The organism is Yoonia rosea (genome assembly GCF_900156505.1).
GTDB classification, from domain to species: domain Bacteria; phylum Pseudomonadota; class Alphaproteobacteria; order Rhodobacterales; family Rhodobacteraceae; genus Yoonia; species Yoonia rosea.
The window spans coordinates 1,755,070-1,767,938 of record NZ_FTPR01000001.1 but is presented as its reverse complement, the minus strand read 5'-3'; the positions used below and the strand labels follow the sequence as shown (position 1 = coordinate 1,767,938).

The 12,869-nt window shown below is 58.3% G+C and carries 9 protein-coding genes; 4 read left to right on the top strand and 5 right to left on the bottom strand.

The annotated features are described in order from the left end of the window. The first annotated feature begins 8 nt into the window (after positions 1–8). Both B0B09_RS08800 and B0B09_RS08795 read left to right on the top strand, forming a co-directional pair. Entirely contained in the window at positions 9–2,309 is a 2,301-nt protein-coding gene (locus tag B0B09_RS08800; protein ID WP_076659244.1) for a xanthine dehydrogenase family protein molybdopterin-binding subunit, read from the top strand. Beyond that, on the top strand, positions 2,296–3,363 hold the full coding sequence (locus B0B09_RS08795; protein ID WP_076659872.1) for a T6SS phospholipase effector Tle1-like catalytic domain-containing protein: 1,068 nt from the start codon (positions 2,296–2,298) through the stop codon (positions 3,361–3,363). Before B0B09_RS08800 ends, B0B09_RS08795 begins: the two co-directional genes overlap by 14 nt. On the opposite strand, the gene B0B09_RS08790 is transcribed toward B0B09_RS08795, so the two are convergent. Further along, on the bottom strand, positions 3,325–3,810 hold the full coding sequence (locus tag B0B09_RS08790) for a PaaI family thioesterase (protein WP_076659243.1): 486 nt from the start codon (positions 3,808–3,810) through the stop codon (positions 3,325–3,327). The two genes, B0B09_RS08795 and B0B09_RS08790, sit on opposite strands and share 39 nt — an antisense overlap. A gap of 37 nt (positions 3,811–3,847) precedes the next feature. Then, positions 3,848–4,714, bottom strand: coding sequence for a methylenetetrahydrofolate reductase [NAD(P)H] (metF, locus tag B0B09_RS08785; protein WP_055294211.1), 867 nt, complete (start codon positions 4,712–4,714; stop codon positions 3,848–3,850). Positions 4,715–4,806: 92 nt separating this feature from the next. On the opposite strand from metF, the gene B0B09_RS08780 reads away from it, so the two are divergent. Then, positions 4,807–5,712 (top strand): LysR family transcriptional regulator, encoded by a 906-nt coding sequence (locus B0B09_RS08780; protein WP_076659871.1) that lies wholly within the window; start codon positions 4,807–4,809, stop codon positions 5,710–5,712. Here B0B09_RS08780 and B0B09_RS08775 read toward each other — a convergent pair. Continuing rightward, positions 5,709–7,661 carry a putative bifunctional diguanylate cyclase/phosphodiesterase gene (locus B0B09_RS08775; RefSeq protein WP_076659242.1) on the bottom strand — a complete coding sequence of 651 codons (1,953 nt, stop codon included), beginning with the start codon at positions 7,659–7,661 and terminating at the stop codon, positions 5,709–5,711. The genes B0B09_RS08780 and B0B09_RS08775 overlap by 4 nt on opposite strands. Before the next feature lie 160 nt (positions 7,662–7,821). On the opposite strand from B0B09_RS08775, the gene B0B09_RS08770 reads away from it, so the two are divergent. Beyond that, positions 7,822–8,610 carry an inositol monophosphatase family protein gene (locus tag B0B09_RS08770; protein WP_076659241.1) on the top strand — a complete coding sequence of 263 codons (789 nt, stop codon included), beginning with the start codon at positions 7,822–7,824 and terminating at the stop codon, positions 8,608–8,610. Here the strand turns inward: B0B09_RS08770 and B0B09_RS08765 are convergent. Together B0B09_RS08765 and putA are read right to left on the bottom strand one after the other, a co-directional pair. Next, complete coding sequence (locus tag B0B09_RS08765) at positions 8,607–9,341, bottom strand: rhomboid family intramembrane serine protease (RefSeq protein ID WP_076659240.1); 735 nt, start codon at positions 9,339–9,341, stop codon at positions 8,607–8,609. The genes B0B09_RS08770 and B0B09_RS08765 overlap by 4 nt on opposite strands. 31 nt (positions 9,342–9,372) lie before the next feature. Further along, on the bottom strand, positions 9,373–12,855 hold the full coding sequence (gene putA, locus B0B09_RS08760; protein ID WP_076659239.1) for a bifunctional proline dehydrogenase/L-glutamate gamma-semialdehyde dehydrogenase PutA: 3,483 nt from the start codon (positions 12,853–12,855) through the stop codon (positions 9,373–9,375). Positions 12,856–12,869 lie beyond the last annotated feature (14 nt).

The following is a 12,869-nucleotide window of genomic DNA, read 5'->3' as shown; positions in this document are numbered from 1 at the left end:
GTGCAGCAATGGAAAAATTCGGCAAGAGCCAATCGGTGACACGGGTTGAAGACCAGCGGTTTTTGACCGGTCAGGGCCGCTATGTTGATGACGTTGCGCCGCCGGACGCGCTCTGCGCATATTTCCTGCGGGCTACCACCGCCCATGGCGAGATCACGACGCTTGATGTCGATGAGGCGCGCGCGATGCCTGGCGTCCATCTCGTTGTAACGGCCGATGACCTTGCGGCGGCCGGTGTGGTTTTGGGATTGGCCGGATCAACTGTGAAGAACCGTGATGGATCGCGGGGTGCCGCACCCGAGCGCCCTCTGCTTGCGCGGGGCCGTGTGCGGCATGTGGGTGAGGCCATTGTTATGATCGTCGCTGACACCTTATCGGCCGCCAAAGACGCCGCCGAGGTGATCCTCATGGAAATTGATGATCTGCCGGTGCATGTCGCTTTGGCGGTTGGGGGTGACGCCATCCATGCGGAGGCGCCCGAAAATCTGGCGTTTGACTGGGAGCTTGGCGATGCAGCCGCCACACAGGCGCGCATCCAAGAGGCCGCGCATGTCGTCACCGTCGACGTGATGGACAACCGCATTATTGCCAACGCGCTCGAGCCGCGCGGATGCTATGCCGAGGTTGCGGACGGGCGTTTGCATGTGGCGCTGAACGGGCAGGGGGTTTGGGTGCCTAAGGGCGATCTGGCGCGGCACTTCAATCTTGATCCTGCCGATATCCGTGTGACAACGCCCGATGTGGGCGGCGGTTTCGGGATGAAGGCCATGCGCTATCCCGAGCCGTTCTGTGTCGCCCATGCCGCCCGCGTCCTCGGCCGCCCTGTGCGCTGGATGTCGGACCGGGGCGAGGCGATGTTGTCGGACAATGCCGGCCGTGATCTGATCTCGACGGCGACACTTGCCTTTGATGATAACTATCGCATCACCGCGTATCAGCTTGATACGATTGCAAATATGGGTGCGTATAATTCGCAATTTGCGCAAAACATCCAGACCGAGCTCTTTTCCAAGGTCCTGATGGGCACCTATGACGTACAGACCGCCTACATGCGCACGCGGGGGGTCTATACCAATACAACACCCGTTGATGCCTATCGCGGTGCCGGACGGCCCGAGGCGATTTTCGTGCTGGAACGGACTGTGGATGAGGCGGCACGGCAGCTGGGTGTTGATCCATGGGTCTTGCGCGAAAAGAACTTCATCGCACCTGACAAATTTCCCTACACGACCGTGTCAGGGGTCACCTATGACGTGGGTGATTTCGCGATGGTTCTGGCCAGTGCAGGCCGCGAGGCCGACCGCGCAGGCTATGCTATGCGTAAGGCAGCATCGGCCAAGTCTGGCAAACTGCGTGGGCTGGGGCTTTGCTATTATATCGAAAGTATCCTTGGAAATCCGTCCGAGACAACTGCCGTCGAATTTACGCCCGAGGGTGCCACAATCTATGTCGGCACCCAGTCCAACGGGCAGGGCCATGAAACAGTCTATGCGCAATTCCTGTCGGACCAGACCGGTATTCCTGCGGGCCAGATTACTGTCGTACAGGGCGATAGCGACCGTATCGCCACAGGCGGAGGGACGGGCGGGTCGCGTTCGGTCACCGTGCAGAATACGGCAACACTGGCAGCGGTTGATGTGATACTTGAGGGTTTTACCGCTTTTCTTGCAGATGCCGAAGGTGTCGATGCCGGTGCCGTCAGCTTTGATGATGAACGCTTCCGGATCGCAGGCTCGAACCTGACGCCGACAATGCTTGAGGTGGCGGATTTGGCGCGGGCTGCTGGGCGCGATGATCTGTTGCGCCATTCGGCGACGATCAAACTCGACAACCGCAGTTTTCCGAACGGGGCACATGTGGTCGAGCTCGAGATTGATCCTGAAACCGGCGTTGTCACTGTCGACCGCTATACCGTTGTTGATGACTTCGGCAATCTGATCAACCCGATGCTGGCCGAAGGACAGGTGCATGGTGGTGTGGCGCAGGGCATTGGTCAGGCGCTGACCGAACGGGTGGTATTTGATGCGGATGGCCAGCTGCTCACAGCAAGTTTTATGGACTACGGGATGCCGCGCGCGGATGATCTGCCTATGATCAGGTTTTCAACTGAATGCGTGCCGTCAACCTATAACCCCATGGGGATGAAAGGCTGCGGTGAAGCCGGCACTGTTGGCGCGCTTGCCGCAATGGCGAATGCTGTGCTGGATGCGCTGTGGGATATAGGTGTGCGCGAGGTGGAAATGCCGTTCACCCCGCACCGTGTCTGGGAAACGATCCGGAAAGCAAAGGATGCGCGTGCAGCTGCGTGATTGGTTCTTCGGGCTTTTTGACAGGGGCCCACGCAGCGAAGAAGGGGCCGTGCGCAAGCGTGGGCCTGCTATTCATGTTGTTATCCTTGACGGGACAATGTCGTCACTTGCCGAGGGCTGCGAAACGAACGCGGGGCTGACGTTCAAACTCTTGTGTGAGGTCGGACGCACCGCCAATGTGACTGTCCATTACGAGGCCGGGATCCAATGGCGTGACTGGGCAGGAACCTGGGACGTGATGACCGGCAAAGGGATTAATCGGCAGATCGAGCGCGCCTATGGCGTCGTTGCCTCGCGGTATCGCCCCGGTGACCGGATCGTTCTTGTCGGTTATTCAAGGGGGGCATATGCCGTGCGCTCGCTGGCTGGCGTCATTGATATGGTTGGGCTGGTCCGGTCCGAACATGCCACCGTCAGGACGATCCGCCAAGCCTACCGTCACTACCGCAGCGGTGAACAAAGCCAGACGGTAGATGCGTTCCGGTCACTTTATTGCCATCCGTCCATCGAAGTTGAAGCGGTCGCCGTCTGGGATACGGTCAAAGCGCTGGGCCTGCGGTTGCCGATCATCTGGCGCTGGGCGGAAGCACAGCACAGTTTCCACAACCACGCGCTTGGCCCGCATATTCGCAACGGCTTTCACGCCTTGGCGATTGATGAGACCCGCCAGGCCTATGCCCCTGTGATGTGGGAGTTTCCCGACGGCTGGTCCGGCCATGTGGAGCAAGTCTGGTTTCGCGGCAATCATGGTGACGTGGGTGGGCAGGTCTGGCAGCACCCCGCATCGCGGCCTTTGGCCAACATCCCCTTGGTGTGGATGCTGGAGCGTTTGTCAGAGTGCGGGGTGCCTTTTCCCGAAGGCTGGCGCGGGCGCTTCGCGCAAGATCCGGCTGCCCCGTCTATCGGAAATTGGCGGGCCTGGGCCAAAGTGTTTCTGTCGCGGCGCAGGCGTATTGTGGGACAGGATCGCTCGGAACGCCTGCATGAAACCATCAGCGATGCCGGAGCGTCTGTGTCAGTCGCCCCGCAGCTTCATGATCAGACAAGTGGCTGAGCCGGTGGCATAAAGCTTACCTGTTGTCGCATCGCGGATCTCGCCCCGCGCCACCCCGGTAGAGCGCCCGGCATGTTCGATGATCCCCGTGGCGAGTATTTCGGCCCCTATCGGAATAGCGCCGACCAGATTAACCTTATACTCCAAGGTGGTATAGACAGAGCCCTTGGGCGTCATCGTCATCACGGCGCAGGACATGCAGCTGTCAAGCAACGTCCCGTACCACCCGCCATGCACACCGCCCGCGGGGTTACTGTGCTGGAATTCGGGCTTGCCGCGGAAGGTGACTTGGCCTTTCTCCACGGCTTCCAATGAATACCCCATTAAAGCCGAGATCGGTGGCCGCGAGATGCGGCCGTCCTGCATTGCTTGCATGAATTCAAGGCCCGACATGGACAGGGTTGTCTCAAGATCGGGCATTTCTTCAGGTGTGGTGGCAGTAAACATTGGCGCTCCGGACAATTTTTCGCCCGAAGCTGGCGCGTCAGGCTACGTTTTGCAACCGGACTTTTGGCGTCACCCCAAGCGCATGGCACACGTCACGTGACAATTCGGGACGGTTCAGTGTGTAAAAGTGCAGATGATCAACGCCACCTTGCAGCAGGTCATCACACAGCTCTGTTGCGACGGCGGTTGCCAAGAGTTCGGTGCTGCCATCACGGGTGGCATTCTCGAACGCGTCATGGATCACCTGCGGGATATGCGTGCCGCACTGTTTTGCAAAGCGCTGGGTGCCATTCCAATTTTCAACCGGCAGGATCCCGGGGATAATCTGGCCATCAATGCCTGCCTTAACGCAGGCGTCACGGAACCGGAAAAACGTCTCGGCCTCAAAGAAGAATTGCGTGATGGCAGAGGTCGCGCCAGCGTCAAACTTGCGCTTGAGGAAGGCAATATCGGCGGCGTGGTCGGTCGCTTCGGGGTGCTTTTCGGGATAGGCGCCCACGCGGATGGTGAACTGGCCGGTGTTGGCCAATGCCTCGATCAGCGCGACCGAGCTGTCAAAACCTTCGGGATGGGCAGTGAATTTCGCAGCACCTTTAGGGGCGTCGCCGCGCAGCGCCACGATTTCGCGCACACCTGCCGCGGCGTAGTCTTCTGCGATCTGCAAGGTCTCGGCGCGTGTCGCGTCCACGCATGTCAGGTGCGCCGCAACGTTCAAACCGCTGGTTTTGTGGATTGTCGTGACGGCCTCGTGCGTCAGTTTGCGGGTCGTACCGCCGGCACCATAGGTCACGGAAACAAAAGTGGGGTCCAGGGGGGCAAGCGTATTGACGCAATCCCACAGACGAAAAGACCCCTCAAGGGATTTGGGGGGGAAGAATTCGAAGGAAACGTTCGGCTTGGACATGATGCACCTCTTGCTTGCCATGATCTTTTGTCATCAGTATGAAGTTGACGCAATTTCATAAACTTCACCAAGGTCATGAGGACGCCTCATATATGCATATCGAGTTTCGACACCTGCGGACAATCAAGGCCATCCATGACACCGGCGGGCTTGCGCGGGCGGCGGACCAGTTGAACATTACCCAATCGGCTCTGTCGCATCAAATCAAGGGGATCGAGGATCAGGCGGGTGTCGAACTTTTCGTGCGGCGATCAAAGCCGTTGAAACTATCTGCCGCAGGGATGAAGATGCTCGCCGCAGCCGAGCAGATCCTGCCACAAGTGGCGGCCTTGGAGGCCGAATTCTCTGGTCTGGTGGCGGGCAGTGCAGGCAGATTGCATATCGCGATCGAGTGCCACGCCTGTTTCGAATGGCTGTTCCCTGTGTTGGAGCAGTTCCGCAAAGCCTGGCCAGAGGTTGATGTCGATATTCGCCCCGGCCTCGCGTTTGATGCTTTGCCTGCCTTGCGCAAGGAAGAGGTTGATCTGGTTGTCTCTTCCGATCCCGAGGATTTGCCAGAGACGGATTTCACACCGCTATTTGATTACGAGCCCGTGTTCGTGGCCGCTGCCAATCATCCTTTGGCGCAAAAGGACGTGATCGAAGCCGAGGATTTTCGCGGTGAGACCTTGATTACCTATCCTGTTGATCGCGCGCGGCTTGATATTTTTTCGCAGCTTTTGACACCCGCCAAAGTCGAACCCGCAGCAGTGCGGCAGGTCGAACTGACCGCCGTCATCTTGCTTTTGGTGGCCTCTAACCGCGGTGTTGCGGTTCTGCCGGATTGGGTTGTCAGGCAGGTGCGTTTTAATTCGGATTACGTCACGCGGCCTTTGACGCAACAGGGCATCACGCGCCGTCTTTACGCGGCAACGCGTGCAGAGGACACGAGCCGTCCTTTCATGGCCCATTTGATCCGTCTTGCCCGACAGGAAGCCGTGAAAATGCAGCGCGCCTAGGCCGCTGATGTGACGCCCTTGGGTGCGATCAGATCTTGCCCGCGTGCATCCAGGCGCAAACAGGTTTCGCGAAACGGCATTGCAGCGCCATAGAAATATCCTTGCACGTATTTGCAGCCCATATCGCGCAGCATGTTGCGTTGTTGTTCGGTCTCGACACCTTCCGCGATCAGGTCGACCTTGAGTCCCCTGCTGATCGTCAGCAGCCCTTCAATCAGCACTCTTGCGGCGGGATCAATTCCCAAATCGCGCACAAAGCCGGTGTCGAGTTTGAGTTCATCGAACTCCATTTCCTTGAGGTGCTGAAGCGAGGCGTAGCCGGTCCCAAAATCATCCAGCGAAATACGGACACCTGCATTGCGAAAGAGCTGGATCGACCGACGCATGATTTCACCCGCACGCGCAAGAAAGATGTCTTCGGTGATCTCGAATGTCAGATGATGGCGCAGTTCGGGATAACGGTCGATTATCGCAAAAAGTTCTTTACGGCCCAGCAGGGTGGCAAGCGTGACCTCGGACATGTTGATTGAAACCTGTCCGGGATCAAGCCCCTCTTGCTTCATCTGGGCAAGGTCCTGAAGCACGCGTTCAGCGGTACTTGCCATAAAGCTGCCTTGCAACGCCAACTCGTTGATCATGGGCAAAAAATGGGATGGGGCAAGGAGACCGCGCTGCGGATGTTCCCAGCGTGACAATGCCTCAAACCCTATGATTTCACCGGTGTCGATCCGCACTTTGGGTTGATAGTACGGCACGATCTCTCCGTTGTGCATCGCGGCTATCAGAATCTCACGGTCCTTCAACGTGGGGCGTACAGGAAACGCGTTCTTGTCATAGATCATGACATTCTTGTTTGAATCCTGCTTGGCACGATACATGGCCTGATCCGCACCCGAGAGCAGCTCCGGCGGCGTCGTTGCTGCCGGTCCCTGACGCGCGATACCGATACTAACGCCCACATCAAGCTGTTTTTGCTCGAAAGGAATAGTCTCGCGTAACGTGTTCACAAGTTTGTCCGCGAAGGCCTTAGCCTGTTTCAAGGACGTAATATTCGCTGATATTAAGGCGAATTCGTCACCCCCCACACGCGCGACACGATCGCCGCGCACAGCCAGCGAGTTGAGCCTTGACGCGATCGCAAGAAGCACGGCGTCACCAGCTTTGTGTCCATAGCTGTCGTTGATGGGTTTAAAGCCGTCCAAATCAATCAAAAAGACGGTCACACCCTGTTTATTGGCATGCTGGGTCATCATGCTTTGCACGACTTCATCAAAGGCGCGCCGATTCATTAAGCCGGTGAGACTGTCGCTGCGCGAAAGCTTCTCAAGATCGGCAAGGCGCGCATTGGCTTCTTGTCGCGCCCGCTCAAGTGCTTGATTCGTGTCTTTTTGCAGGTTCATCGTATCGAGGGTGTTCGAGATATACACGATTGTCAGAATTGAGGTCAGCAACCATGCGGTCGCGTCTTGCGCGAAGGCAGGATTGTCCAGCAGGTTCAGGTGCATCAGAAACATAGCGCCAAAGGCGACGAGCATCTGGCTCCAATTATAAAATGGAAGCAAGCCGAAGGTGTTGCTGACGTGAACACTGACCCCGAAAACCCACACATATCCGGTGACGACGTAGGGTACGCTGTCGCTTTGTGACAGAATCAACCCGAAAGCCGAATACGGCAACATTGCCAGCCAATTAACGAAGAACACAGCGAGGCCCGAACGCAGCCGTAAAGGGGAGTCGATTTTTGAGGCCCGTTTGTTCAGCGGGTAGGAGATAAGCTCTAAAACGGCGGTGAAGGACAACAAGATGACCGCCTGCATCCAGAATCCAGCATTGATGCAGATGCCAGTCATCAACACGGCCACACCGGCGCGTTTTATGCAGTCGCGACCAGAAATATGGCCAACGATCTGCGTTTGATGCAGGAAATGATTAATCAGGTGCGGTTGCATGCTGTCCCACTCGTCACTGCGGGCGTTTATGCAAGCAATCGGCAAACAAGCCGTTAAAATATCCAGATTACGTGAATACAGCGGAAAGCCTCTTGCCTCTTGTTCCGCCTAGCCCGACGGCCTATACGCCGCGCTTGATCCCCTATGAAGGACCTCGCAGATGGCTGGCAGCGCAAACCTAAACGTGATGATGAAAACCGCCCGCAAAGCAGGCCGCGGTTTGCTGAAGGATTTTGGCGAAGTCGAGAACCTGCAAGTGAGCACAAAAGGCCCCGGCGATTTTGTCAGCCGTGCCGACAAGGCCGCAGAAGCGATGATCATGGAAGAGCTGATGCACGCCCGCCCTTCCTACGGTTTTCTGGGCGAAGAGGGCAAAGAAATCGAGGGGGAAGATCCCACCCGCCGCTGGATCGTTGATCCGCTGGACGGGACGACGAATTTTCTGCACGGATTACCGCATTGGGCCGTGTCCATTGCGCTTGAGCATAAGGGCCAGATTGTGGCCGGCGTGATCTACGACCCGGTCAAGGATGAAATGTTCTATGCTGAAAAAGGCGGCGGTGCCTGGATGAACGAAAGCCGGATGCGCGTGTCCGGCCGCCATCGGATGATTGAAAGCATTTTCGCCACAGGCCTGCCTTTTGCAGGCCGTGCCGATCTGCCGGAAACGATCCAGGATCTTGCGCGCATTCTGCCGGCTTGTGCGGGTGTCCGTCGCTTTGGCGCTGCGGCGCTGGATTTGGCTTATGTAGCCGCCGGCCGCTACGAAGGATTTTGGGAACGTGGGTTGAATGCGTGGGATATTGCCGCCGGGATCATCATTGTTCGTGAAGCGGGCGGTATTCTTGAGCCCATCAACCCCGAAGGTGATGTGATCGCCGATGGTCAGTTGATCTGTGCTAACGAGCCTATTTTCGAGACTTTCGCGAAAGTCATTCGCAAGGCCTAACGCCGCACAATCGGAATATTGCTGCGGGTATATTCCGCCTCGGGGTGGGGTGGGTGCCCGTGTGTTTGGCGCCAAAACAGGGTGGCCCCTCGCTTGATCCAAAGCGGGACCGTGAGGATGGCTCCGATCACAAACCCACCCGCATGCGCCCAATAGGCCACGCCGCCGTTTGACGTATCAACATTGATGCCACTGAACAGCTGGATGACGAACCAGAGCCCCAGCATGATCCACGCGGGGATCGGCAAGATGCGGAAGAACACGATAAAGAAGATAAAGATATCGACCCGTGCTTTCGGGAACAGCAGCAGATAGCCGCCCATGACCCCTGCAATCGCGCCTGATGCGCCGACTGTGGGAATGGTAGAATAAGGGTCTGCCCCGTACTGCGCCAGTGATGCGGCGATGCCGCAGACAAGATAGAAGATCAGGAACGGGATATGCCCCATTTCGTCTTCGAGGTTATCGCCGAATATCCACAGAAACAGCATATTTCCTGCAAGGTGCATAAAGCCGCCGTGCAGGAAAATCGACGTCACCAGTGCGGTGTAATTCTCCCCGTTCGAGAGGCGGATCGGCAGCAAGGCATAGTCATAGTAAAGCTGCGACAAGGCCCGCTGATCCTGAAATAGAACAAGCCCCGCCAGAAAGATCGCGACATTCGCCGCGATCAATACAAGGGTCACATAAGGCGTGCGCTCGGATGGGTTGTGGTCGCGAATTGGAAACATAGCGCGACCGTCCCCGAAGCCGCCCCAGCGGTCAAGAGAAAGCTGGGGTGGCGACCTCCGCAACTTCGGCCAGAAGTGCGGCATTTCCGCCCGCTGCGGTCGTATCAATGCAGACATGGCGTTCATGCAGCACATGCGCGGCATCGGGCATTCCTGTAATCAACGCGGTGATCGGGCCCTGACGCGTGCTCAGAGCTGTCTCAAGCGCCCGCCCGGTCTGGGCGTCGCCCCACCAGATCACGGCACCCAGCTCTGCAATCTCGCTCAGTTGCGAGGCCGTCAAAGCGCCCTCGGTGCTGATCCCGATGCCACCCAGCGCCTTCACGGCGGCCACCTGCTCTTGCGCGACATCCGCACCCGGCCCCATGCAAAGGATCGGGCCACGGGCCGTCGTGCTGAGGCGGTTGGATTCGCCGGTTGGGCCGGGCAGATCGGAAGGTTTGGCCGGTGCGGGGGCCATTGCCTCTGCCAGACGTTTTTTCAGCGCCTTCATGTCGGCAGCTGCGGACCAGGTCGTTTCTGTCTGTGGTGCAGGCCGTGCGGCAAAGCGGGGCAGATAGTGGGGGCCACCTGCCTTTGGACCCGTCCCTGAAAGGCCCTCGCCGCCAAAGGGCTGACTGCCCACAATTGCACCGATCTGGTCACGGTTGACATAGATGTTGCCGGCGTGAACCTTTTCGACAATCGTCTGCACGCGGTCGTCGATGCGTGTGTGTAGACCAAACGTCAGACCATAGCCCGTGGCATTGATGGCATTGATGACGTCATCCAGTTCGGATGACTTGAAGGTTGCCACATGCAGAACCGGACCGAAGATCTCTTTGGTCATGTCCGCAATACCGTCAATCCGTATTGCCGTGGGGGCAATGAAATAGCCTGTAGAGGGCACCTTGATCTGATGCAGGATGCGGCCTTCGCTGGCGGCTTGCGCGATGTGGTTTGCGATGCCGGTATAGGCGGCCTCATCAATGACGGGGCCCACATCTGTGGACAGATGCCAGGGGTCGCCTACATTGAGTTCGTTCATTGCACCTTTGAGCATTTTCAGCAGGTTATCGGCGATATCCTCTTGCACATAAAGGCAACGCAGCGCCGAACACCGCTGACCGGCGGATTGGAACGCCCCATTGATAATGTCGCGCACGGCGTGTTCGGGCAAGGCGGTGCTATCCACGATCATCGCGTTCAAACCACCTGTTTCTGCAATCAGCGGTGTGCCCGGGGCGCAATTGGCCGCCATCGTGCTGCGGATCTTCATCGCTGTCGCGGTCGAGCCGGTGAAGGCCACACCATTGATGCGCGCATCCGCTGTCAGCGCCGCGCCGACGTCACCCCCACCGGGCAACAGTTGCAACGCGCTGGGCGGTACACCTGCGTCATGGAGCAAGGCTGTTGCGCGGGTCGCAATCAGCGGGGTTTGCTCGGCCGGTTTTGCCAGTACAGCGTTGCCCGCAGCAAGTGCTGCTGCGATCTGGCCGGTAAAAATCGCCAGCGGAAAGTTCCAAGGGCTGATGCAGGTCCAGATACCGCGTGCCTGTTGCTGGCTGGTGGCTTGTGCCGCGTAGTAGCGCAGGAAATCCACCGCTTCACGCAATTCTGCCACCGCATCAGGCAAAGACTTGCCCGCCTCGCGCGTCAGAATGGCGAAAAGCTCGCCTGCATTGGCTTCAAAGGCATCTGCGGCGGCGTTCAGGATCTCAGCGCGCGTTGCGACATCCGCTTGCCAAGGGGTGGCGGTATCAAGGGCGGTGGCAATCTCTTTCTCGGTCGCGACCTGAACCTGTCCAACCACATCTCCGGGCATCGCGGGGTTTTTGACCGGTTGCGCGTTCTGCAGTTTCGCCTTGGGGTATTTATGGGCGGCCGTGGTCAAAGCGTGGCCTTTGAATTTGGCATTTTGCAAAACGGTCCGGCTGTTGAAAATCTCTGCAAGCGTAGGCGTATGGGTCAGATCCCATCCCTTCGAGTTCACACGCTCGGGTTCATAGAGCTCCGGGCCGGTCTTTAACGCAGGCCGCTGTCCTGCATAGTCGAACGGGCAGGCCGCGACGACTTCGGCAGGGACGTCTTCATCGACGATCTGGTTCACAAAGCTCGAATTGGCACCGTTCTCAAGCAAGCGGCGGACCAGATAGGCCAGCAGGTCCTCATGCGCGCCGACGGGCGCGTAAATGCGGCAGCGGGTCTTTTCGGCGTTCAGCACGATGGAATGCAGTGTCTCGCCCATGCCATGCAGGCGCTGGAATTCGTAGTCGTTGCTGCTGCGCTCCAATTGCTGGGCAAGGTCCAGAATGGCGGCGACAGTGTGCGCGTTATGCGTGGCGAACTGCGGATAGATCCGGTCCGTCATGCGCAGCAGTTTGCGGGCGTTGCTGATGTAGCTGATGTCGGTGTGCTGTTTTGCGGTGAAGACAGGAAAGCCTTCTATGCCTTCGACCTGTGCACGCTTGATCTCGGCGTCCCAATAGGCGCCTTTGACCAGCCGGACCATGATCTTGCGGTCAAGCCGTGTGGCCATCTCGTACAGGCAGTCAATCACCAGAGGCGCGCGCTGGCCGTAGGCCTGCACCACAACGCCGAAACCATCCCAACCGGCCAAAGCGGGCTCGGACAACACGGCAGAGATCACATCAAGCGAGAGCGAGAGGCGGTCGGCCTCTTCCGCATCAATGTTGAAGCCCATACCGGCCGATTTCGCAAGAAGCGCCAGTGCACGGACACGCGGCACCAGCTCTTCCATGACGCGGGCCTCTTGGGCCACCTCATAACGCGGGTGCAGGGCCGAGAGTTTCACCGAAATACCGGGGTTTTCCGCAACGCTGTCATACTTGCAGTGGTCGGCAATCGCACTGATCGCACGCGAGTAGGACAGGTGATAACCCTTGGCGTCGGCATCCGTCCGCGCGGCTTCGCCCAGCATGTCATAGCTATAGGTAAAGCCCTTTTCCTGCATGCCTTGTGCGCGTTTCATCGCTTTGCCGATATCTTCGCCCAGCACAAACTGCCGGCCCATTTCGCGCATCGCGCGGGCAACTGCTGTGCGGATGACAGGTTCGCCCAGACGTTTCATGGCACTGCGCAGATGGCGGGTCATGCCAGGCTTTTCATCATCCAGCACGCGCCCTGTCAGCATCAAGGCCCAGGTCGAGGCATTGACCAGTGATGAGGCGGAATGGCCCAGATGCTTGCCCCAGTCAGAGGGGGCGATCTTATCCTCGATCAACTCGTCCATCGTATCGGCGTCCGGCACGCGCAAGAGCGCCTCGGCCAGACACATGAGCGCGATGCCTTCATCGGTGGACAGGCCGTATTCAGCCAGAAAGACCTCCATCAGGCCGGGATCAGAGCTGTTGCGAATTTGGGTGACAAGCTCTGCCGCGCGTTTGGAAATCCGCGCGCGGTCTTGCGGTGTCAGCTGGGCTGACGCAACAAGCGCTTCAACGGCGCTGTCTTCATCCTGATACATGGACAAGTCAATCTGGTGACGGACATCTGTTGAATGATCGCGCGGCATGGCAGGCTCCTTTC

Coding starts and splice junctions, on each gene's coding strand:
- B0B09_RS08790 (WP_076659243.1), bottom strand. CDS start 3,810: ATGTTTACTGCCACCACACCTGAAGAAATGCCCGATCTTGAGACAACC.
- putA (WP_076659239.1), bottom strand. CDS start 12,855: ATGCCGCGCGATCATTCAACAGATGTCCGTCACCAGATTGACTTGTCC.
- B0B09_RS08800 (WP_076659244.1), top strand. CDS start 9: ATGGAAAAATTCGGCAAGAGCCAATCGGTGACACGGGTTGAAGACCAG.
- B0B09_RS08780 (WP_076659871.1), top strand. CDS start 4,807: ATGCATATCGAGTTTCGACACCTGCGGACAATCAAGGCCATCCATGAC.
- B0B09_RS08770 (WP_076659241.1), top strand. CDS start 7,822: ATGGCTGGCAGCGCAAACCTAAACGTGATGATGAAAACCGCCCGCAAA.
- B0B09_RS08775 (WP_076659242.1), bottom strand. CDS start 7,661: ATGCAACCGCACCTGATTAATCATTTCCTGCATCAAACGCAGATCGTT.
- metF (WP_055294211.1), bottom strand. CDS start 4,714: ATGTCCAAGCCGAACGTTTCCTTCGAATTCTTCCCCCCCAAATCCCTT.
- B0B09_RS08765 (WP_076659240.1), bottom strand. CDS start 9,341: ATGTTTCCAATTCGCGACCACAACCCATCCGAGCGCACGCCTTATGTG.